Here is a 23,107-nt window from a genome sequence, read left to right as displayed (position 1 = left end):
CCCTGGAGCATAGCCATCCTGCTAGCCTGTGTCGTCGGCAGCGCGGGGGCCTGAGCGCTTGGTCGGCACCCGGCAGACGCCGCTGCGAACCATGGGAGGGTCAGTGACATCCAGCGTGGTGGGGGTGTGGCGCGCCCGCAACGTGCTGCGTTTCCTGGTCCGCCGGGACCTGGCGCTGAAATATCAGCGCTCGGCGATGGGCTATCTGTGGTCCCTGATCGAACCGATCGGGATCGGGCTGATCTACTACTTCGTCTTCATCGTGGTGATCGGCCGCGGCGGCCAGCTCGAGGAGCTGCTGCCGCCGGAGATGTACATCCTCTACCTGATGGCCGGGATCTTCTCCTATATGTGGACCAGCGGGGTCCTCAGCGAGGCCACCGGCGCGCTGACCGGTCAGAAAAATCTGATCACCACGATGAACGTGCCCCGGGAGGTGTTCCCGGTCGGCCGGGTGATCGCCCGGTCGGCGGAGTTCCTCGCCGGCATCCCGATCCTGATCGGGATCGCCCTGCTGGTGGGCACCTCGATCGGCTGGTCGCTGCTGGTGTTGCCGCTGGCAATCCTGGTGCAGGGGATCTTCCTGATCGGGATCGCGCTGCTGCTCTCGTCGCTGAACGTGATGATGCAGGACATCGAACGCTTCATGCGGATGATCAGCCGGCTGGTCTTCTACAGCTCACCGATCCTCTACCCGCTGGCCATGGTCAAAGACGCGCTGCCCGAGTGGGCGTTCATCCTCTACCAGATCAACCCGCTGGTGGGGATCATCGAGCTGCACCACGCCGCCTGGTTCCCGGAGATGTTCCCGAGCTGGCCGCTACTTGCCGCGTGCATCGGCGGCAGTCTGTTTACGCTGGGGGTCGGGTGGCTGGTGTTCCGCCGCCTGGAGCCCGCGGTGCTCAAGGAGCTGTAGTGACCGACGTGACCAACGCGACACCGCCGATCATCGAGGCCCGCAACCTGGGCGTCGAGTTCGTCCGCAACCGGCGCCGCAACCTGCGGCTGCGGGAAATGGTCATCCACAGCGTGCGGCGCAAACGCCGGCAGGAGCACGACACGTTCTGGCCGCTGCGGAACCTCTCCTTCGATATCCAGCCCGGCGAGGCGGTCGGGATCATCGGCCGCAACGGCACCGGCAAGAGCACCCTGCTGCGGCTGATCGCCGGGGTGCTGAAACCGGACGAGGGGGACGTGCTGGTCCGCGGCAAGGTCGCCCCGCTGATCCAGCTCTCGGCCGGCTTCTCCGGGGACCTGACCGGCCGCGAAAACGTCTACCTGGTCGCCTCGCTGCACGGGATGACCAAGAAGGAGATCAAGGCGTCGTTCGACGAGATCGTCGACTTCGCCGGCGACCAGGTCAAGCAGGCGATCGACTCGCCGGTGCGGCACTACTCCTCCGGGATGAAGGTGCGGCTGGCGTTCTCACTGGTCTCCCGGCTGCCGCACCCGATCCTGCTGGTCGACGAGGCGCTGGCGGTCGGGGACCGGGAGTTCAAGAAGAAGTGCTACAAGGTCATCGACAATCTGCTGGCCGAGGGCCGGACACTGGTGCTGGTCTCACACAGCCAGCCGCAGCTGACCCGGTTCTGCAAGCGGGGCCTCTTTCTCGACCGCGGCCAACTGGTGGTGGACGGCACCATTCAGGAGGCGCTCGACGCCTACAACGGCCCCGACACCACCGGCCACGAGGTCGACAAGGACGATGACGACTAGGGTTGCGCCGGGCTAATCACGGTGTCGCTCGGCGTTCTCGGGGGGATGGGGCCGGCTGCTACCGCCGACTTCCTCCTGAGGCTCGCCCGGCTTACGCCGGCCGACCGGGACCAAGATCATCTGCCTACGATCGTCTACTCCGATCCGCGTACCCCGGACCGGTCCGACGCGATCCTCGGGCAGGGGCCGAGCCCGCTGCCGGCGATGCTGCGCGGGATCGAGTTCCTCAATCGAGCCGGCTGCGGGTTGCTGGTGGTGCCCTGCAACAGCGCCCACTACTGGTATGCGGAGCTGGCGGCCGCGGCCACCGCGCCGCTGCTGCACATCGCCGACGTCACCGCGGACCGGCTCCGGGCACTGCCCGGCGTCACCCGGGTGGGGCTGCTGGCGACCGACGGCACCGTCCACGCCGGCATCTATCAGTCGAGGTTGGCCGCGGCCGGCATCGCCACCCTGGACCTGACCGACGGCGACGCGGTCAGCCCGGTGCTGGCCGGCATCCGCAGGATGAAGGCGGGAGACTCCAAAACCGCCGGTGAGCAGCTGTTGGCGGCCGGCGCAAAGCTGGTCCGGCTCGGCGCCGAGGCGCTGATCATCGGGTGTACAGACATCTCGGCGGCGCTCCCCTCGGTTACCGAGCTGGCCGGTGCGCCCGTAGTGGACACGGCGGACTGCCTGGCCCGCGCCACGGTGGACACATGCCGGCTGAATAGATGAGCCACCAAACTCAAGCAACATCATTCCCTCGAAAGCCTGACTCTGTGGGTACAGTCCCAGCTTTTGTGCAAACGCAGCGTTAACCTCGCACGGGCTGGACGACGACGGCCACAGGCGGGACGACCGGACTCCAGACGATCAAGAGACCGAGAGAACGGGATGGCGGGGATCGGTGGTGACGCTACAGCTGACCCGCGTACGCGCAACGTCGTACCGACGGAGGCGTGACCACAACTTCCTGGTTCAGCTGCGGGGCGAGACCAGCGACGGCACCCAGTTGGAAGGCCTCGGTGACTGTCACCCGCGGGGTGCCCGCACCCGCGATAAGGCGCCACTGTCGTGGCAGCTAGTGGGCGACTGCCTGCAGCAGCTGGAAGAGCGACGCCTGACCGTCGACGATCCGGCGCAGGCGGCCCTCACCGTCCGTGAGGTGATGGCCGAGTGGAGCACCCTCGCCGAGACCTACCAGCAGCGGGCAGAAGAGCTGGCACGCGAACAGCGGCGGACCCAGTTCCGCAGCGGCCGCCCCAAGGCGGTCGCGAAGCGGCTGGCGAAGCGCACGCTGCGGGCCGTGTTCGACGCCGCCACCAGCTGGCGGCGCCCCCGCCCGTTCCACGGCACCCTGCTCGGGCTGGAGGCGGCGCTGGTTGACCTGGTCTCCCGAGCGATCGAGCGACCACCCGCCACACTGCTCGGCGAACGGGCTCACGGAGTGCTCCAGGCGATGCCACAGCCACCTGGCAGCCCGGACCGTCGCGAGGAGATCTTCGAAACGGTGCTCCGACGGGTGCTCGACTATGTTGCATTCCCGGCACCGGTCGCGCCCTCCCATGACGGCCGGCCCGCCACTGTCTACGACGAGGTTCAATTCCTGAAGCCGCTGGGTTCCAACGGCACTAAGGGGCACCTGCTGGAGCGGGAGGCGCTGGCGCTCGGGCTGCGCACCACCCGATTCTCCAAGGGTGCGTTCACCGCTACCGACGGTGAGCACCCGCCGCTGGTCTTCAAATGGAGCCGTTCACCGCGTTCCAGCGCGGTATCACTGGCGTTGTGCACCCACAAAGAAGCCACCCGGATGCGGCTGCGGCGGGCCGGGGTTCCGGTGCCGAAGGGGCGCACCTTCACCAACGGCGACTTCGCCTCAGCCCGGGCGTTCGCCGAGCGGATCGGCTACCCGGTCGTGGTCAAACCGGCGATGGGCGTACGCGGCATCGGCGTGGTCGCCAACATCGCTGACGAGCGAGAGCTCAACATCGCCTTCGACCAGCTCGTCAAGAGCCGGCTGGGCAAAGACGACTTCATCGTCGAACAACACGTCACCGGCCGCGACTACCGGATCGTGGTGGTCGGGGACGAGGTGATCGCCGCGATCCTGCGGGAGCCCGCCTCGGTCGAGGGCGACGGCGTCCACTCAGTGGCCGAGTTGGTCGCCAACAAAAACGCCGCCCGCCGGCTCAACCCGCACCTGTGGGGACGGCCGATCAAATACGACGACGCCGCCCGCTTCCAGCTGGAACGGGTCGGCCTCGACCTCTGCTCGGTCCCGCCACCGGGCCAGCGGGTGCTGCTGAGCAACTCCTGCAGTCTCTCGCAGGGCGGCGACTCCATCGACGTGCTCGAAGAGCTGCACCCGAGCATCAAAGAGGCCTGCGTCAGAGCCGTCAAGGCCGTGCCGGGGCTGTGGTTCTGCGGCATCGACTTCCTGATCGAGGACCACACCAGAGATCTGGCGGAGCAGCGAGCCGGGATCTGTGAGCTGAATGCCCACGCCGCCATCGGTAACTGCGAGTATCCCCTCTACGGCGCGCCCCGCCAGGTGGCGCGGACCGTCATCGCGCAGTGTGTCGAGCACTACGGGTTGAACACCCACGACAAGCCGGCGGACCGGCTGGCGCTAAAACTGACCATCCGCGGGCGGGTCACCCGGGTCGGTTACCGCACCTGGTTGCAGCGCCACGCCCGCTCCTTCGGGCTCACCGGGTGGGTCCGCAACATCGACGCCCAGACCGTGGAGGCGGTGCTGGTGGGCGACGCGGTGCCGGCGAGCGCGCTGGCGGCGGCCACTGTGCTCGGCCCTCGGCGCGCGCGCCCCACCTCGGTCGACACGGTCCACATCAACTCGCCCGCCGTGACCGACTTCGAGATTCTCGAGCACGACCCGCAGGAGCGCCAGGATGCCCGCTGACTCCGTCACCGCCGGCCCAGTGGGCCGGATCGCCCGCCAGCTCCACGACGGATACGAAGTCCACCGCGCGGCGCTGCGGTACGGCTTTGACGTGACGCTCTATCCGCGGCAGGTGCTGGTGGCCACCCGCGCCGACGAGCCGGGGGAGCTGTCGTTCGTCCACGGTGTCCCCCAGCAGAGCACCCTGTCGGCGGTGACCTACGCGCAGGACAAGCGCATGCGGCGGGAGCTGCTCGCCCGGGCCGGGCTGCCGGTCCCCCCGGGGGCGACCTTCGCCATCGGCCGGGAGCTGGCGGTGGCGAAGACCTTCGCGGAGCAGATCGGCTACCCGGTGGCGGTCAAGCCGGCGGTCGGCGAGAACCTGGCCGAGGTGACCGCCGGCATCCGGAACGTGGCCGAGCTGGAGTCAGCGATCGACTACCTGCGCACCCCGGAGCTGGACCGCCCCACCTTCAGCCGCACCGCGTACGCGTTGACGCTGCTGCTGGAGCCGGACGAGGAGGACGGCCGGTCGATTGCACCGGCCGGCTACCAGTTCCTAGTCGAACGCCACGTCGAGGGCGACTACCTCCACCTGGTCACAGTCGCCGGCCAGGTCCGGGCCGCGGTCCACCGAATCGGCGACAGCGCGGCGCCGACCAGCGTCCGGGACGTCACCGACGAGCTCCACCCAAGCCTGGCCGAGCTCGCGCTCCAGGCGGCGACCACGATCCCGGGCCTGGCGACTACCACCATCGGCATGGTGGTGGCCGATCACCATCGCCCGGTCGCCGAGCAGGAGGCTTGGATCGTCGACTTCTCGGAGCGGCCATACCTCGCGGTGCTAGCGCTCGCCTCGGCGGAACTCGGCCACCGCCTCGGCGAGGAGCTGCTGTCGCTGCAGCGCGCCGCCGCCGAGACCGAGCAGCCGCCGCGCGATGAGGTGTCGGTGACGGCGCACATTGAAGGCTGCACGGACCCGGACGGGGTGGCCGCGGCGCTGACCGCGGCGATCGCCGAGCATGGTCTCGCCGGCCAGGTGGCGGTCGCCGATCGGATCGAAGGCACCGCAGAGGGCACACTGCAGGGGTCACCCAACGCGTTGGCCATGCTTTTCGAGCTGCTGGTCGATGGGCAACTGGACGGCCAACGCGCCAGGCTCGTCGAAGTACGCCACAGCTGACGCACGCGGTACGGCGGGAGGGGCACCGTGGAGATTTCGCTTACCCGGGTGCGGGCGGTCCGCTACCAGATGCCGCTGAAGCGGGCCTACGGCACCGCCAGGGGGGTCACCACTGCCGGGGTCAACTTCCTACTGGTGCTGGGTGCCGAAGGCAGCGGCCAGCCGTTCGAAGGGCTCGGCGAGTGCCAACCCCGCCACGCGCTGACCGGGGACGGCGGCAAGGACCGGGTCTCCGCTTGGCAGTTCCTCTGCGCGGCGACCGATGCGCTGGCGGGCCGCCGGCTCCGCTTCGATGGGCCGGCCGAGGCGGTTGCGAGCGTCCGGTCCGCCATGGCCGAGCTGAACCCGATCGCCGTCGCCCACGCGGAGGAGCAGGACAGGGATCGACCGTTCCGCGGCACGCTGCTAGGCATCGAGACCGCGCTGCTGGATGTGGTCTCCCACGCCCTCGGGATACAGCTCGCGGACCTGCTCGGCCGGCAGCGCGACGACATCGGGATCAGCATCTCCACCATCTCCTCCAGCAACGACCTGGCGCAGGTGAAGGAAAAGACCATCAAGCAGGTCCGGTTCCCGATGACCCGGGTCAAGGGCACCGGCGACATCGCGTACGACCTCTCGCTGCTCGGTGTGGTGACCGAGGCGAACCGCTCGGTCGGCCGGGAGCGGCCGATCTGGATCGACATCAACGAGGCGCTCGACTACGACGGGGCGGTCCGGCTGCTTACCGAGATCGCCGACCGGATGGGCCGCGGCGAGCTCCCGGCGTCGATCGTGGTGGAGGGGATGCTTCCGAAACGGGATGTGGACCAGCTCCCGCAGCTGCAGCGGGTCGCCGACGAACGCTGCCAGGCGCTCGGCTCGGACCAGCCGCTCGATCTTCGGGTCATGCCGGACGAGGGCATGTGGGACGTGGACGACCTGACCCGGCTGAACGCGCTCGGCGGCTGCCGGGCGATCAACATCAAGGCCCCGAAGGCAGGCGGGCTGCTGGCCAGCCTGGACCTCGCGAACGCGGCGGTCGCCGCCGACCCGGAGGTCCACGTCTGCATCGGGGGGATGGTCGGCACCAGCGACGTCACTGCTTGGGCCCTGCACAGCCTCGCCCGGGCGCTGCCCCGGGTGGACTACCTGACCACTGTCCCGCCGCAGAACGTGCAGGAGCGGATCTCCGAGCCGCTGGCGAAGTACCATGCGAAGGACAGCAACATCATCGCCCGCCAGACCACGCCAGGGCTGGGCACGCGGCTGCGCTGGGACAAGCTCGCCCCCTATGTCGAGGCGACTTACGAGGCTGCGACGGCAGCTGCCGGCCCGCTGGCCCAGGTCGATGGACCGGAGCCCGAACCGATCAGCGCATCCGAGTTACCGGACCTCTCCGGAGTGGCTTTCAAGACCCTCGTGTTCGGCGGGGACACCAGCCTCGGCGACGTTTACGTAGACCGGGCCGGCGGCTCCCTGCGGCACCGGCTTGACGAAAATCCGATGTCCTTCGTCGCCGACCTCCAGCCGCTCGTGGCTGACCACGACGCGCTCATCCTCAATCTGGAGACTGTGCTGGCAGACCATCCGGTAAGCCCGTTCGAGGGCGACAAACCCTATCTCGGGTGGGATTCGCCGCAGCGGACGATCGACTGTCTGACCCGACTGGGCGTCGACGCTGTCAGCCTGGCCAACAACCACACCATGGATTACGGCGCGGAGCACCTCCTCGCGACCAAGCAACAACTGGAGGCAGCAGGCATCCAGGCTTTCGGCGCCGGAGCCTCAGGGGCCGAAGCAGCCGAGCCCTTGACGCTGCGGCTCGACTTCGACGGCGTGGAGCGGCGGGTCCATGTCATCGGCGCCATGCAGATCCAAGCCAAGCTGCGAGACCAGTACCAGTTCTACGCCGGGTCTCGGCAGCCGGGCGTACACAGCATGGCGATCCAGCGTGTGGCGACCGCGATCACCGAGCTACGCCGCACCGACCCCAGCTCGCTAATTGTGGTTTTTCCGCACTGGGGCCGGAACTATCAGTGGGTGAACGAGGCTCAGCAACGGGCCGCGGCCGCGTTTGTCGATGCGGGGGCCGACCTCATCATCGGGCACGGTGCACACATGCTGCAGCAGTGTTCGTTCGGCCGGCAGCACGCCGTGGTCTACTCGCTTGGGAACTTCCAGTTCAACTGGGGCGGCCGATTCGATAAGCACGATGCTCCCCCGTACGGTCTGGTCGCCCGGGTGAATGCGGGAGTACGGGCCGGTGGCTGGGTGGTCGACCTGCGGCTGTACCCGATCACCAGCGACAACCGTGCCACCAACCACCGACCCAGTCCAGTCGACGAGGCGAGCTTCGAGGCGCTCTGGTCCGCGTTGGTCAGCCACGACCTCGACCACTCGTTCCAGCGCCTGGCGCATCGAGGTCGGGACGAGTACGGGTTCTACCTCGGCTACGCCTTCACCACGGCGGCGGTCACACCCACCACAGATCCCGGCGCAAATGGGGAGAACGTCTACGACGATCCAGAGTCGACTGCACTGCTGCGGATGCTTGACCAACGGCTCCTGCCGTCGCTGCTGATCGCCAAGGAAGCCGAGCTCGATGGTGCGAGCATCGACTGGTTGGCCAGCGACACCTTCGTCGCCAGCCTCGGTGAGCAACGGCTGCTATTCAAGGGGAACCGCTGCCTCGAATCTGTCCCCGCCACGAAGGTGGTCCGCGACAAGGGAATACTCAAACGGCTGCTGAACGATGCCGGAGTCAGCACCGCACCGGGTGGGGTGGCACAATCACTGGCGGACGCCGAGGACCTCTTTCGGACCTTGGACGGCCCGGTGGTGGTTAAACCGGCCATGGGCGACCGGGGCGCCGGAGTATCTGTCAACGTCACCGATATCGACCACCTGCGGGCGGCCTACGACCGGGCGGACGCGGAGGGTGGCGTACTTGTCGAGCGCTTTGTCGCCGGCACCGAGTTCCGGTGTGTGGCCACCAACCACGAGTGCGTGGCGGTCTGCGGTCGTGATGCGCCGAATGTGATCGGCGACGGTGTCCACACCATCGCCCAACTGATCGATACCAAGAATCAACGGCGACGCCGAAATCCCCACCTACAGAACCGCCCGATACGCGTCAACGACAATCTCGACACCCTCCTGAGCAGGGCGGGACTGAGTTTGGCGTCAATCCCGGGAAAGGACGACAAGGTCTACGTGGGCGGTGCCGCCAACTTTTCAGTAGGCGGTGATAGCATCGACTACTCCGACGAGGTACCGGAAGTTTTGAAGCAGACCGCGGTTGCCGCAGTGAAGGCCGTCCCTGGCTTGAATTGGGGTGGTGTAGATGCGATTCTCCGGCCGGGTCAGGATGGCGACCGGGAAGAAGTCTATGTCCTTGAGATCAACGTCAATGCCGGCATTGGCGGCTTCCACTATCCGCTGTACGGAAGGCCGCGCAACCTCGCTCGATCGATCTGGCAACTTCGCCGCGGTCGGGTCGCTGATTTCGGTGCTGAGCAGCGAACCGTGGGAGACGGCATTGGAAAGGCAGGCCGCCGGCCGGGGACGATGAGCCCCACCGCCTTCGCGCATAGAGATGCGTCGGCCACAGTCACGATCAAGGATCTGCTCTCGGACTACCTCACCACCGGCAAGGTTGCGTACGAGGACTTGGCGCCAGACCTACGACGACTCGCCGGCGATCAGGACCAGCTCATCTTCGGCTGCGCGGGCACTGCGGACCTGTCACTCGTGGCCCAGGTCATCAACCGTCGCGGCCAGCTACGGAGACTACTACGCCTCGCAGAGATCCGGATTCCCAAGGGGCAGCCGGTGTCGTCCGTTGTGGACTTGTCCGCCCGATTGGCGCAGTTTGACACCCCGGTCGCGTTGCTGCCAGCGCGGGGCGGGGCGGGATGGCGGGCAGGGACGGTTCTCGCTCCCTCCGCCGGTCCGGACGAGATCAACGCGGCCTGGGATGGCTTGGCGGACGAAGCTGGATTTCTTCAATCTCGGCGGCCAGGGCTCCGGGTCAGGGTCCTGGCCACCGACCGCGAAGCGTACGCATTCGTGCTTCCCGCCGGCACCGCCGCTGCCCTACTCACCCCCGAGGTCGTGCCATCACTGGCGCGGTCGGCGGCTCAAGCGGTTCGGGCCATCCCGGAGCTGCGTTGGGCCGCCGTGGATCTGCTCGCGCCAGTGCGAACCGCAGGCGGTTTGAACGCGCAGCGCGTCACTGTCGAAGGGCTGACCACCACCCCGACTTTCTCCCCCGACGATCAGGTGGTCGCCGGTAGCATCGCCGGGTTCTTCGACGCGGTGCTGCCTGCCGGCTTCGTACGGCGGCGGCCACAGCCTCGACGGCTTCGAATGCCCTGGCAACGCACGTCGGCCGACCGGGTGACAGGCACCGACCGGTCTTGACCGACAGCTGGTGGCGCGGCCGCGGCAACCCTGACCTGGTGCTGGTTCAAGCCTCGGCCAACAACGCCTCGAACAGCGTCCTGCCCCTGACCGCCCACTGTCCGCCCGGGACCACCGTCATCGACGGCGGCGGCGCGGCGTACAGCAACCCCGACCAACCCCGAGCGATGTTGACCGGGATGCGGCTGGTGACGGGTGGCTTCGCGGTGACCGCTCGCACCACCCCCACCGGCGGAGGCGGATTCACCGTGCCGCCGAACAGGCAGCTGTGGGTGTCCGCGATCTGCGGCAGGGGGCCGACCGACTGGCAGCTGAACCTCTACGGCACCTGCACCGACGCGCTCCCCCACGCCGTCCGGGTGGCGTCATCGACCCTGGGCATCGAGGGATGGGAGGCCGTCTGCCCGACGGGCGCCCAAAGCTTCGGTACTGGTGGCGCCCGGCCCGGGATGACGGCCATGGGCGAAACCGAGAGCTGGGGGGTCTGCGCACTCGTCGCCTGAGCGCGCAGACCCCCGGGGCGGTGCTGCCCTCAGTGGTGAGACACCGCCGTTTCCTGAGGCTCGACCTGCTGGCGGTTGAGTAGGGCGAATATCGACAACGGGGCGCCTGCTACCGCGACGACAGCCGCGTCCGACAGGACCAACCGGTAGGAGGCGAGCAACGCCGCGCCGGCGGTCGCCACGCCCGTTGCCAGCCCTGGCGCGATCGGTCGGGTCGTGAGGATCAGGATCCACGCCACCAGCACCGCCCCGATAGTGGCGATCCACGCCGATGGCTCCCGGCCGAGCAACGTGATCGAGCGTGACCGGGCGGGGTCGGGCAGGGGCGTCGCCCTGGTGCCCGACCACCCCTGCTGGGTCACGCCGGTGCGGGGGCTACTGCGAGACGCCGAGCCAGCTCGTCGACCACCGCTTCCGCCGCAATTTCTCCGGCCTGGGCCTGCTGCACCAGACTGAGGAGTTCCACTCTCCCGGAGACGGCTTCGTCCGCGGCTTGCGCGATCGCTGCCATCTGCGTCTCGTGATGAGAGTCGATCCGTTGCAGGATCTCCTGCTGGCCGCCGCCGGTCACGGCAGCCAGAATCGCCTCACTCAGCTCTACCGACCGGAGGGACTCCTCGGAGCCGCGCCGGGAATGCCCGTAGCTCGACTGTTGAATGGTCAGTGCTCGCCAGCCGTCCTCACGGAGGCCCCAGGTGTCCCGAACCCAAGCGTCGGTCCAGGGCAGCCGGTAATACCAGACCGCCTCGGCGATGCTCTGCAGTTCGCTGCTGGTGATAGGCATGCCTTCCTCCAAGAAGGTCGCCAGAGCCTGCTGGCTCTGGGTTCCGTAGATTCCATCGGCCGGGATCCCGGCCGCTTGTTGCATCCGCCGCACCGCGTCGGCGACGGCTTGCGTGTAGCGGTTGTCCACAGTCAGGTTCTCGCCGAGCTCGTTGAGCGCCCGCTGTAGCTGCCCGACCCTGGCCTCCTGCGTCACCGGGCTGGTGACCTGCAGTGCCGGGGAACCCGACGGCGCGACGATCGCGTTATCGTCACCGCCGGATCCCTGCCGGTCCTGCCAGGCCGACAACGACTCTCCGGACAGGACCGAGAGCACCGGCGACAGCTCGTTCCAGACGTTGACGTACGCCCGGAAGAAACTGATATGAATGTGCCACAGGTGGGAGCTGTCGGCGCTGCTCACCCGCCACGACCCGGTGCGGCTGTCCTTGATCCGCCCGAAGACCGTGGAGCTGTTGACGGTGCCGTAGAACTCGCGCACGGCGTAGAGGCGAGGATCGTTCCGCTCGACGCCGTCGCGCAGGTATCCGGTCCGTCGGCGCATCTCGGCGTCGGACATGGTGTAGTCGATCGCCGCGGCCTTGTCACTCGGACCCTGCAGGTCAAGCGACAGCCGGATCGAGTAGTTGCCGGGGTGGTTGGCCTGGTTGTAGGCGCGACTTGAGTGATAGCCAGACTTCGCCGCCCAGATGCCCCCCAGGAGCCACGTGGGCACGGGGCGATCGGTCCAGAGCCGCCACATCGGGGTCGTGATTCGGGATGGATTGGGGTTCGTCATCGCAGCTCCTCTGGCAGCCAGTCGGGGTCGGTACGAAGCAGGTCGAAGTCGTCGTCGCGGAGGAGGGCGGTCCGCCCGAACGCGTCCCATTCGTTCTCCTGCGACGGTGCACTTCGTTGCCGGGCCTCCAGACCCCGCATGTAATCGAAGTGGTACCAGTCATGTGGTTCGATCGGTGGTAAGGGCACAACGCACCTCCATACGTTCGACGGGAAGCTACACCGCCCTGCTGGCGGCCGAAGCGCACTGGTGATAGCCGAGATCCCGCAGCCGCCCGGCACGGCGGGCTGGCCACGACTAAGGGTGGTTGGGCTCCGCCCCGCGGTGCGGGTTACGCGAGGATTTCCGGCTTTGTCGGGTCGCCCGCTCCACCTCGAGGACATCGCCGTAGCGGTAGAGGGGATGGCCGTCGTCGGCGTCGGCGACCGGCGTCAACTTGCCCGAGCTGACCCAGGACCGAAAAGTCTGCTTTGGAATTCCGAGCAGCCGACAGGCGAACCACGCCGGAACGAGCGCGTCCATGTCGAGAGATCCCGCCATCGTCCACCACCCCCAGACACGACGGACTCGTCTTAAGGCAGTGCGATCGACTGCTCCATCGGGCACATCTCCGCCATCAGATGGAGTACGACCACTGTACCCATCCCCGAGCAGCGCTCACAATCACCCGTGGGAGGGAATCAATCGGCCGGCTCGTTGGTCAGCTCGGCGTCGGTATAGAGGGCGCCACACCCGCCGCATTGGATGTAGACATCGTCCATGTCCCACATCAGCACCCCTCGGAGGTCACAGCGAGGGCAGCTGGCGCCGAGGTGCTCGATGGCCCTGCCCGACCGGTCGGTGTCCCGCAGGAGCCGCCGCAGCGCCCCACGCAGCTCGCGGATCTCCGTCGCGAACCTCCCGATCCGGGGATGCTCGTCGCAAGCGCCGTCGAGCCATCGTCGCAACCAGCCAACCAGCGCATCCACCGTGGCCGTCGGCGGGCGGAAGCCGGCGAACGGCCTCGCCCGCCAGTCGCGTACCCAGGTGTCCAGGATCGTGGCGACCGAAAGGTGACCGACCTGGTCCGGGTCGACGAGGGCGCCGCGGTCGAGCAGCCGCCGCGCGGCGGGACGGGCCGGTAGCGAGAGGTCGATGAGGTCCAGGGACGCCGGCGCCGACCATGGCCGGCTCCCGGAGACGCGTGGCTGCTGCGATCGCGCCCGCACCTGGCCGGCGCCGCCCACCGCCAGCCGCCGGTGCAGGTCAGGCAACTCGGCGAGGTGCCGGTCCAGGAGCGACCGGTCGCCATCACAGACTGGCGGCCGCTCCGGCAACCGCGGCTGGGCACGGGGACGGTAGACGGTACAGAGCACACACAGCCTGCTCGACATAGGCACCCCCAGGTTGGGGCGGTGAGGTCGGCACCGCTACTGCGAACATAGCGCGAAGCTTCGCGAAGTTTGTCCGCTCCGATCCCGGTGGGTCGGAGGCAGCCCCGCCCAGGAGCGCCCGTTGCGCCGGCGTGCCGCCAGCTAGCCGCTACCCACCGAACTCCCACGCGACGATGGCCGCCGCCACCCGGCACGCCGAATCGGCACTCGCCGTCGCCCAGTACCGGAGCGCCGGGTCCACCGTCTCGATCTTGACCTCGCCCGCGACCTCCCGCAGCCGTACGCTGGCGTAGCGGGTGTCCGGAACCGCCGCCAGCGCCGCCACCGCCAGTTCGCTCGCCGCAGCCGGAGAATCGACCGAGGCCACGATCGGCCGGGCACCGACCACCGCAACGTCGATCGGGGCGGCGCCGGTGTCGTCCACCTCATCGCACCAGACCGCGAGATCCGCCCGGGCCAGCTGGCGCCGCAGCACCTCGGCGTCGGCGCAGAGCACATGGGCCGACCGGCCAGAGCCGGCGCCCACCAGACCATGGAAGAGCATCTGCCGCGGCGGTGCACCACAGAGCACCACCTCCGACGAGAGTCGCCGCACCGGCAAGCCCCGCGCTTGCGCGGCGTCGACCAACAACTGCGACGCCGGGCTAGCCATCCGCTCCCCTTCCGGATCTCCGCTCCACCCGGAACCCGGTGGGCGGAACCGTCGTCACCGGTTGGGCCACGGTCTCTACGATCTCCGAGCCGGCATTGCCCTGGAAGGCCATCCGCAGCAGCAGGCCCACCCGTGACGCCGGACCGTGCGCGAGCAGTCGATGCCCGTCACCGTCGGCGCGCACCGACCCCGCGACACCGAGCTGCGTCGCGAGCTCACCGAGCCAGTGCCGGTAGCCCGCCCCACCGGCCCGGGCCGAGATCTCGGCCGCCACGGTGAGGCGCTCGGCCGGCTCGCCGGGGACCACACCCATGGCGCGGACCGCGTCGCTCACCAGCCGGGCCGACACGTTGCGAGGTGGGCCATACATCGGGAAATGGTGCATCGACTGGACCGGCCGGGAGTTCACCTCCAGGATGCTGGCCTGCTGCTCCCCGAGCGGGCGCCGGTGGTCTTCCAGGAGCACGTCCAACCCGGCATAGGGCAGCCCGGGGATCGCCGCCACCGCCGCCGTCGCCAGCGCCGCGACCGTGGGGTGGAGCTCGTCGAGCACTTCCCGGCTGTCGCCGCCCAGGCTGAGGTTGCCCTCAGCGCGCAACCGCACCCGCTTGCCGGCGGCCGGCACCGCGTCACGGGTGAGCGACTGGCGCGCCAACTGGTCGTCCACTCGCCCGTCCAGGACGATCAGCCGCTTCGCCAAATGCGGGTTCTGGCGCCGGACCACGTTCGCGGCCAACACCAGCTCCGCGACGGTACGCCGACCGTCGCCCACCACCGAGGCCGGCTCCCGGCGGATCACCGACAGGACCTCGTCGCGGGTCGCCAGAATCCGGTAGTCGTCGCCGGTGACGTACCGCTCGACCACGATGCCGGTCTCCGCATACTTCGATTCCTCGACCTCGGTCAGCGCCGCGCGCAGCTGCGGCTCGGTGGTGATGTCGACCGTGACCGCCGTCCCCTTGGAGCCCCCCGCCGGCTTCACCACCAGCGGGAATCCCAGCCGCAACGCCGCCTCGTACGCCTGGGCCGCGCCGCCCGCCGGGAAGGTCATGCCGGTCGGCACCGGCAGTCCGGCCGTCTGCAGTAACCCGCGAGTGATGCCCTTGTCCGCGGCGCTCGCCGAAACGGCGTGGCTGGTCAAGCTCAACTCGGAGTCGCAGAACCCGCTGACGGCGCCGACATCGGGATGCCTCATCAAGAAGTGGTTGGGCGCCACCCGGCGAGTGTGCAGACCCACCCGCAGCGCCTCGGTCTCCAACAGCATCGACCGCAACGCGAGCGCAGCTCCGGCAAGTGGATAGCTAGGGAACCGGTTCGGCGGCTCGGTAGCCGGCCGAAGTATCGGCGCCGGCACCTCGGCCAGCTCGATGGCGACGGTCGCCAACTCAGCCAGGTCCAGCTGAGAAACGAACCCGCCGGTGCTAACGCCGCTCGCTAGCATCGGCCAGGCGCCGGCACGCACCTCGGGCACATACCGATCTATCTCCGTCGTTGCCGAAGCGAGCGCTGCCAACGCCGAGTCGGTGATGCGGCTTCCGCGTTCCCCAGCGAGCATCAGCCGCAGGTCCGGGTTGGCCAGCCTGGCCGCCCGCGCCGCCGCACGAAGTCCCACAATCGAATGGAACTGGTGCAACGAGAGGCAGAGCCCTCCGACCTCGCGGGCGAGCGCCGCCGCCTGCCATGTGGAGGTAGCGGACCGGCTCGCGACGATGGTGACCGAGTCGCCGGCCAACCGCTGCAGCTTGCCCAACCGGGAACGGCCAGACAGTCGAGCCAGCGGGGTGCGTTGCCGGAGCCGCGCGAACGACGACTCGCTGGCTCGTGCAAGCGGTTCTTCCCACAGAAGGTCGACGTCGTCGTCGGTGACGAACGAAGAGAGCATACGTACAAACCGTGCCCCAGCGTTGTCCCTCCGCCCGCCTCCTACCAACCAGAGCGGTCGTTTCCGGCCCAGCTCTCGCTCTATTGCGGTCACCTGCCTCACCCAGGAAAGGTCACGCTCATCGTCGCCGGACAGCCGCAGCCGCAGCGCCCACGACGTTCCAGGGTCCTTCCGCAGCGCATCCGAGAGCGTGTCGGCCGGTAATTCCGGCGGCCCGGCCGGCACGGCATACCGTTGGTGCGGCAGATGCTTCTGGCCGGGCAGCCAGGCACCCTTCGTTGCCGACTCACCGACCTTTAGGAGCGCATCGAGGAGCGCCATCTCGAACGCCAGCTTCGCCGACTGCCGCGGCCCGCGACCTAACCCGCCGACGGGTTCCCAACCTCGGCATTTTCGCAACGCACGACGCGGATCATCCAGAGCTGGAAATTCGGACCCCACGAGCGCTTCGGCCCGCATCCGCAACTCGCGCATGGTCGGCGCGGCATGGTCTCTGCTCACGACAACCTCGCCGAAGCCGTCGACCCGCTCCCGCGCAGCAACCCCCTCGATCTGCACCACGAAGCCCTGGGGCCGTGCCAGACCCCGGCCCGGTGCAAGGTACTTGATCAGCCGCACTCGCTCCGCACGCAGAGTCGCTGTTGCCACACCTCGGGTCACCGCGGGATACTAGCCAGCTGGCTCAAGCAGCTACGGCAACCGAAGGAGTGTCGCACCGTTCCCGAAAGAGTGAACCTTCCGGATCAGGACCGGAGACACCGTAAGCGCTCGGGTAGCAGGCTTAACGGCGACTAGCGGCCATCGGTCCTAACGCACTACCCGAGTTCCGAGAACAATATCGCCTCGGCGATCAATGCCACTTCGGCAGAGCCCTCACGCCGCCAAGCAGCGAAGGCGGGATCGATCCACTCCACCCTTAGCACTTCCCTTCCTGATGAAGGCTCCGCCACCACTGTCCTGACCGAGGCGTAGGTGACCCCAGGAACTGTCGCTACTGTAGATGTCGCAAGGGACCGTACCGCCGCTGCTAGGTCGCTCGAATGCCTTGACAACCGTGGCGAGGTCGCCACTACCTCGCCATTGACGACAGCGATATCGATACTGGCATCGTCGATTGCTCGAGCCTCCAACAGGATGTGTGTGTGGCGCCTGCGGGGCAGGTCGGCGATGTGTCCCCAGACAAGACCAAGCTCCTCGGCTCCCTTGACAGGCAGCACACCGGCCTCGCCGGGAATTCGCACGACCAACGGGTAGCCGATGGCTTCAGCGTGTTCTCGGTAGCGAGCATCTCCCCACGAGACCAACCGCGTGTCTACTACTGGCAACGAGCGTTCGGCAAGCAACCTCCGCACCGCCGCCGGATTAGCAGCTAAGAGATGAGACACACGAGCAGACGCCGACCCAACCAGGCCCCGGAACAGCATCCTTCGGTTGCCCCGTCGACACTCGAGCAGGTCACCAGCGTAGCGACGCACCTCGCAGCCTCGATGCTTCGCCACCTCCTCGAGGATCGCCGACTCCGCAGTACCGGCTTCGTCCTTCACAGGAAACAGCGAATGCAGATCGGGCATCATATCTGCTATCCGGGTAACTGCGGGCACCGAGACACCACTATCCATCAAGGACCTCGAAACTGGACGTAGGGCTCGACTCGGTCGGTCGGGCCACCACCTGCATCACATCAGCCTTCGACGGCCCGGCGGTCGCCATCCTTACCAGCAAGGTCACTCGCAATGGATCTCCGGAAAGAAGCGCCGTGACATCCCCGGAATCTTCGTTGCGAACCCAACCAGTCACTCCGAGAGCGCCGGCAGCCCTAGCAAACCATCGACGGAACCCTACTCCTTGCACGTGACCCGAAACGGCCAAATGCGCCGTGAGATCACCTACCCGGTCGATATCTACCTGGCTCCAGCCCATAGCGCGCCGCACTAGTTCCGCGGATACGGACCTAGGGTGACCGAAGCTCGGGAAATGGTGCATCGGAAGCATCGGGTTGGAGTTCAGCTCTATGATGGCCACCTGCTGCGCAGTCACTGGTAGCTGGTGATCCTCGATAATCATATCGAGCCCTGCGTGTGGGAGTCCGGGTACTGCCGCAACTGCCCGGGTAGCGAGGTCGAGGATCGACTGATGCACCGAGTCGAACACCTCGTAGCTGTCCCCACCCTGGCTTAGGTTCGCGACGCTCCGAAGCCACACTCGTCGCCCTCGTGCTGGGACCGAATGGCGGTCGAGGCCTTGCTCGGTCAGCGCCCAGTCAGATGTTTCGTCCAACTGAATCAATAGCTTGCACAGATTGGGGTTGAGTTGCCGCGCAGCGTTCGCCGCCAGAATTAACTCCGACACGTTCCGGTGACCGTCGCCCACGACCGCCGCCGGTTCCCGCCTGATCACTGAAAGAACGCTGTCTGGCGTAGCCAGAATCCGATAATCTCCGCCCTTTACAAAACGCTCAACCACAGCGCCGCTCGGGGCGTAGCGAGACGCCGCCACGCGATCGAGCGCCTCGGAAAGCTCGGTCGACGACCTTATATTGGTGCTAACGGCAGCTCCCTTGCTACCACCCGCAGGTTTCACAACCAAGGGGAAGCCCAACTCCAGCCCCCAGCGGTAGGCATCCTGCAGTCGATCGGGAGAGAAGTAGCAACCGTCAGCCACCGGCAGCCCTTCAGAGGCGAGGATCTGCCTGGCTATACCTTTACGGTTCGCGACCGCCGCCGCAGCCACGCTGGTAAGTGTTGACTCCGCTCCGGAGAACCCCGCAGCGATCCCTGTCTCTGGGTGCTCGGCCAAGAAAGTCCTACTGGACAACCGCTTTGTGCGCATATCGGAGAAATGCGTCGTCGTCAACCCCTGACGCAGCGCCGCCGCCTCCAGCAACAACGGGCTATCCAACTCCCATGCTCCGTCGAAACCGCGGCTGTCATATGAGTTGGGGCCATCCCCAGCCACCGGTTCGTTGGCGCCATCGGCCTCGGGTAGGACACAGTAACGGTCCACCACCCCAGAGAGTCTCTCAAGGTCGAGCGACTGCCGCGTTGACAGACCGGGAGCGTCGCCAGAGACAGCGGCAACGAGACGTGGCCAACCTACCGCATCCAGGTGAAATCTATCGATATCCAGTGTTGCCTCGACTAGGCGATGCGCCATTCGGGACGTTACATCACCGCCCTGCCCAGCCGTCACCACCACCATCGCTTCGGGGTTCGCGTTCTTCATCAACGAAGCGGCCGCCCGAATCCCGGTGAGCGTCCCCCACCGCCTGAGGTCGAGCGACAGTCCGCCAAGTGGCCCATCGGCCAGGACTTGGCCAACGGCCTCCAATGACTCCGCCTCGCTCCCAAGGACGACGGATATCTCCCCCGCACCCTCAAGCTCCTGGTTCGCCAGTCGCTGCAGCGCCGGCAGCTCATCCCGCAACTGCGGCCGCAGCAGACCCTCAAGATAGATACGCGCCGCTGGTCGGATTGCTTGCACGAAACGGGCCAGTTCACGAACAATGGTCCCAGCCATTCGACTGTCCCATACCTGCGGGCATGCCAACCAAAGGGGCCGGTTCGAGAGCGAATCTTCGAACCGGAATGTAAGGTCACTGATCCACGCCAGGTCGACCTGAATATCGCCGCTCGAGCGGATGAAGTAAGCCCAATCATCGCCTCCAGGCGCGGCCGGCGCTTGGCCTACGGGCAAATTCCCCGGCAGCTCCGACGGAAGCGGATAGAAGTTTCGAGCAACGCCTGGTTCATTGATAGTCCGGCTAGAATCAGCTTCCGACAGCCCGTTCATTTGTGCGACAACGTCGAGCAGCGCACCTTCCAGGGCTAGCTTTGCTGCCCGCCTATAACCCTTGGTAGTGGCACCCACAGGCGACCACCCGACGAGTCCACCGAGTGGATTGTCCGTTTCGAGGTGCCCTGGGATCCCAGCACCCACTAGCTCACTGGCATGCTTTCTGAGCGACTCCCAAGCCTGCCGCGACTGCGACGCCGAGGTGACCGACTCGCCAACCCCTTCGAGGGTCCGTCGGCCTCTCTTCGCCTCGACCTGAACCAGTAAGCCGCGAGCCGGCAGGAGGGCGCTTTCCTGCCTAATCGGGCCGATATAACGCAGAAGGTGGATCCGTTCGACCCGGAAGGGGCGCCGCCACTTTGGCGCACGCAAAACGGAGCGGACGGACATCATCGTCATATGCTACAGGTAAAGGGCCGTGACGGTCAGCCCCGCCGCCTGCGGCGTGGGCCGAACCGGCGCAAGCCTCGCCGGAGACGTTCGTGCAGCGGCATCTTCGTACCCACCGCCGCTCGGTCGGTCCGATTCTCATGCTCTTCAGCCGACTGCTGCTTAGTCCGCCAAGGTTTTAGTCTCGGACCTGAGTGAAGCGCGCTCGGCCATTTGAACAACATGATAGCGAGGACGTTACGGTGCTCTCCCAGTGCGAGATCCGAATTCCCGTGTTCTGCCGGGATCATCTGAATCGTCGGATCATACGCCGCACTCAGCGCCACTTTGACCTTTTCAACCAGCGTCGAGTCTGGGCGTCCCGAGAGCGCCAGGCAGATGCCAACCTCGGCTAAAATGTCAGCAGTCGCACTATCGAGGATGTGATCGATCTGCGCTTCGAAGTACTCGACGACCCAGGAGAATTCCGCGGCGCCAACGAAACGCTGATAGTAGCCACTTGCCGCGATGGGAAAATGGGTAAAACCGTAGAGCTTGTTCCTGTACTCCGCCGTACTCAGGTCTCCATCCTTATCTGCCGGATAGCGGTTCCGAACCGCTTCGGCCACCGGCTCCCGCAAGTCACAAATCCCGAGCTCGTGAAGATAGAAGACATTGTTGGCGACCTGCGCGGCGTAGACTTCAATGACCGACGAGTCCGTCAGGAAACGATCCCACTCCAGTGATGCCAGGTACTCCAGGGCCCTTTCATGACCCTCGACCGGAGCTGAGCCCAGCAACCCGTACGAGTGCATCTGGGACATACGGAATAGTAGGCTGGCGGCGAAGGGGAACCCGCCCCAGTTCGCCAACATCTCCGCTCGTCTCCGCTGTTTCCCAGGCTCCGCCGCGGATGAGCCCAGATCACCAGCCGCGCGCCTGGCGATCCGCTCTCGGCTTCGCTGTAGCGGGTACTGCGGGTCGGCGAGTCCAGCAAAGTCCCGCCGTAGTTGGGGGGCCAAGCTCTTCGCGTACTCCCGGTTGGCGGGGATATACTTTGGATCCCCCGTTATTCGGTACATCCGCTGCGAGAAGTGGCGTCGAGTGTACTTACTGAGGCTTCCCAGCTCTGCCTCGTATTTGGCGAGTATCTCGTCGGCTATGTCCGCAGGCACTACTACACGCCCTGCCGCCTAGTTGGGTGGTTCCGGAACCGCTGGGAGTGACCTGCGGTTGTCCAACAGGTGATGCACCAGCAACTGACCGAATCTGTGCGACCCCAGCGGCTGGTTGTGCAAACGCTGCAACCCGCCCACCCCCGGATACTCGTTGCCTTCGATGATGATCGGCCGGTGCGGCCCGATACTGATGTCCCACCCTATGAGGATGCGCGGGCTAAAGCAATGGTGTGCGGCGCGTGCCAGCTCTAGAACATCCTGCCACCCCGGCAGTTGGCTGCCTGCTATGGCCGCCCCGGTCGCCGGGTGGGTTTCGTGGCGGATACCCGGCCCGGCCGTGGCGTAGTCGGTGGCCGCTCCGAGCGTCCCGGTCTTGATGTCGACAGGAGCCGCAAGCCCGCCGCGATGCATGTTGTCGACGAAGGTGTCCCGGAGCGCGGGCATCCGGAAGGTGGCGATGATCGGCTCCGGTTCGCCATGTTCGTTGACGATTGTTATGAGACGGCATGTCGCGACAGCGTCGAGAGCTATGTCCGCAATGTCCGGATGATTGGTTAGGCAGGGCTGGACAATGATCGATTTATTAGCCGAGGCCGCCGCTAGCGATTCGAGGAACGACGCTCGGCCAACCTGCTGTTTGCCACCATGCCGCTCGTAGGCATCATGCTCGGGAAGGTAGAACCACTTCTCCGCCTTCTTGCCGTGCCTCCCGTCGAGGAGTTTGACGAACAGGTCGGCCCGCGGTAGCTCAGCAAAGGTCTTGATCTCACCGGCGGTGACGACCGCCAACGTCGATACTACGGCGAGGCCGGCGCCCTGCGCGCGCGCCGCGAAAGCGGCCTTATCACCGATCGGCACTGACCGCTGCGGGTCGCTCAACTCCAACAGCATGGTGCAAAATATCGGCGAATTCTCGTGGCTGTGCAGGTACTCGTCCGCCCGCGCTCGCTGCTCTGGACGGTAGAAATCGTATTTGTAGTAATCTTCCGGCCTAGCAGGCAAAGTAAGTGATAGCCACAACAACTGCCGTAGCTGCCTACGGACAGGCACACCCGTCGCCGCACGAACCGCCTTAGCATTGGCTCGCAGAACTTTTACCGATTGCACGACTAGTTCTGAGAAGTACCAGCGCCATAGACGCTTGATACGACCTGGGGGTCGCGCAGTCGCTACCCGCCTGCTGTAAAACCGTGGCAGCCATTCCTCGCGCTGGGTGGTGTACAGCCAATGGAGGCGTGCCCCCCAATCTTGGGGCGCCGCCTTCGACCACCGACGACGACAACCCGGGGTGATCACCGGAATGACGTGCCCCTGCCGCCGGAAGGCCCTTTTTCGGCGGGCACGATACCGACGGCCTTTGCGACGCAGCAGTCGAATGGTCGATACCCGGGCCAGCTCGATCGGGGTATACGCACCATCAGGAGCGATAGCTGCCTCATCCGGATCCGTCGGGACAGCTTCCGGCGCAGATCTTGTACCGCGCAGCATCTCCTGTACGGCGGCGTAGCGGGCCATCGCGACTTCTGTCCGGCCAGCACGCTCCATGGCATATCCTGACCTATAAACCCATACCGCTCGCCGATAGCCCGGTACTCTTATTTGGTAGCACAGCC

At 66.7% G+C, this 23,107-nt stretch carries 18 protein-coding genes; 7 read left to right on the top strand and 11 right to left on the bottom strand.

Going from position 1 to position 23,107, the window contains the following annotated elements; translation table 11 throughout:
- The first annotated feature begins 103 nt into the window (after positions 1-103).
- The 7 genes from JQS43_RS02510 (at position 104) to JQS43_RS02480 (ending at position 10,687) form a co-directional block, all read left to right on the top strand.
- The gene (locus tag JQS43_RS02510) at positions 104-916 is read left to right on the top strand and encodes an ABC transporter permease (protein WP_239677436.1); all 813 of its coding nucleotides are present in this window, start codon (positions 104-106) and stop codon (positions 914-916) included.
- 8 nt (positions 917-924) lie between these two features.
- The gene (locus JQS43_RS02505) at positions 925-1,716 is read left to right on the top strand and encodes an ABC transporter ATP-binding protein (RefSeq protein ID WP_239679282.1); all 792 of its coding nucleotides are present in this window, start codon (positions 925-927) and stop codon (positions 1,714-1,716) included.
- 21 nt (positions 1,717-1,737) lie between these two features.
- Entirely contained in the window at positions 1,738-2,433 is a 696-nt protein-coding gene (gene cuyB / locus JQS43_RS02500) for a cysteate racemase (protein WP_239677435.1), read from the top strand.
- A 175-nt stretch (positions 2,434-2,608) separates the two neighbouring features.
- On the top strand, positions 2,609-4,618 hold the full coding sequence (locus JQS43_RS02495; protein ID WP_239677434.1) for an acylphosphatase: 2,010 nt from the start codon (positions 2,609-2,611) through the stop codon (positions 4,616-4,618).
- Positions 4,608-5,780 (top strand): ATP-binding protein, encoded by a 1,173-nt coding sequence (locus tag JQS43_RS02490; protein WP_239677433.1) that lies wholly within the window; start codon positions 4,608-4,610, stop codon positions 5,778-5,780. Before JQS43_RS02495 ends, JQS43_RS02490 begins: the two co-directional genes overlap by 11 nt.
- 27 nt (positions 5,781-5,807) lie before the next feature.
- Positions 5,808-10,184, top strand: a complete 4,377-nt coding sequence (locus JQS43_RS02485; RefSeq protein WP_239677432.1) for a CapA family protein — start codon at positions 5,808-5,810, stop codon at positions 10,182-10,184.
- The gene (locus tag JQS43_RS02480; RefSeq protein ID WP_239677431.1) at positions 10,181-10,687 is read left to right on the top strand and encodes a hypothetical protein; all 507 of its coding nucleotides are present in this window, start codon (positions 10,181-10,183) and stop codon (positions 10,685-10,687) included. The genes JQS43_RS02485 and JQS43_RS02480 overlap by 4 nt, the downstream gene beginning before the upstream one ends.
- Positions 10,688-10,716: 29 nt before the next feature.
- Here the strand turns inward: JQS43_RS02480 and JQS43_RS02475 are convergent, their stop codons facing one another.
- From JQS43_RS02475 to JQS43_RS02425, 11 genes are all read right to left on the bottom strand, one after another.
- The gene (locus tag JQS43_RS02475; RefSeq protein ID WP_239677430.1) at positions 10,717-11,049 is read right to left on the bottom strand and encodes a hypothetical protein; all 333 of its coding nucleotides are present in this window, start codon (positions 11,047-11,049) and stop codon (positions 10,717-10,719) included.
- Positions 11,046-12,185 (bottom strand): peptidoglycan-binding domain-containing protein, encoded by a 1,140-nt coding sequence (locus JQS43_RS02470; RefSeq protein ID WP_239677429.1) that lies wholly within the window; start codon positions 12,183-12,185, stop codon positions 11,046-11,048. Before JQS43_RS02470 ends, JQS43_RS02475 begins: the two co-directional genes overlap by 4 nt.
- 59 nt (positions 12,186-12,244) lie before the next feature.
- Entirely contained in the window at positions 12,245-12,436 is a 192-nt protein-coding gene (locus JQS43_RS02465; RefSeq protein WP_239677428.1) for a hypothetical protein, read from the bottom strand.
- A 109-nt stretch (positions 12,437-12,545) separates the two neighbouring features.
- On the bottom strand, positions 12,546-12,788 hold the full coding sequence (locus tag JQS43_RS02460; RefSeq protein ID WP_239677427.1) for a MerR family transcriptional regulator: 243 nt from the start codon (positions 12,786-12,788) through the stop codon (positions 12,546-12,548).
- A gap of 140 nt (positions 12,789-12,928) precedes the next feature.
- Entirely contained in the window at positions 12,929-13,621 is a 693-nt protein-coding gene (locus JQS43_RS02455; RefSeq protein WP_239677426.1) for a hypothetical protein, read from the bottom strand.
- Between the two features lie 148 nt (positions 13,622-13,769).
- Complete coding sequence (locus JQS43_RS02450; RefSeq protein ID WP_239677425.1) at positions 13,770-14,273, bottom strand: hypothetical protein; 504 nt, start codon at positions 14,271-14,273, stop codon at positions 13,770-13,772.
- Positions 14,266-16,803, bottom strand: coding sequence for an ATP-binding protein (locus JQS43_RS02445; protein WP_239677424.1), 2,538 nt, complete (start codon positions 16,801-16,803; stop codon positions 14,266-14,268). The genes JQS43_RS02450 and JQS43_RS02445 overlap by 8 nt, the downstream gene beginning before the upstream one ends.
- Positions 16,804-16,970: 167 nt before the next feature.
- Positions 16,971-17,726, bottom strand: coding sequence for an ATP-grasp domain-containing protein (locus JQS43_RS02440; RefSeq protein ID WP_239677423.1), 756 nt, complete (start codon positions 17,724-17,726; stop codon positions 16,971-16,973).
- Positions 17,727-17,766: 40 nt separating this feature from the next.
- Positions 17,767-20,022 (bottom strand): acylphosphatase, encoded by a 2,256-nt coding sequence (locus tag JQS43_RS02435; protein WP_239677422.1) that lies wholly within the window; start codon positions 20,020-20,022, stop codon positions 17,767-17,769.
- Positions 20,023-20,372: 350 nt separating this feature from the next.
- The gene (locus tag JQS43_RS02430; RefSeq protein WP_239677421.1) at positions 20,373-21,491 is read right to left on the bottom strand and encodes a DUF3541 domain-containing protein; all 1,119 of its coding nucleotides are present in this window, start codon (positions 21,489-21,491) and stop codon (positions 20,373-20,375) included.
- Between the two features lie 18 nt (positions 21,492-21,509).
- A complete protein-coding gene (locus JQS43_RS02425; protein WP_239677420.1) occupies positions 21,510-22,385 on the bottom strand; it encodes a sugar-transfer associated ATP-grasp domain-containing protein in 876 nt (291 codons plus the stop codon).
- Between the last annotated feature and the right edge of the window lie 722 nt (positions 22,386-23,107).

Source organism: Natronosporangium hydrolyticum (assembly GCF_016925615.1).
Taxonomy (GTDB): domain Bacteria; phylum Actinomycetota; class Actinomycetes; order Mycobacteriales; family Micromonosporaceae; genus Natronosporangium; species Natronosporangium hydrolyticum.
The sequence above is the reverse complement of the archived record's forward strand: the minus strand, read 5'-3'. Positions and strand labels throughout refer to the sequence as shown.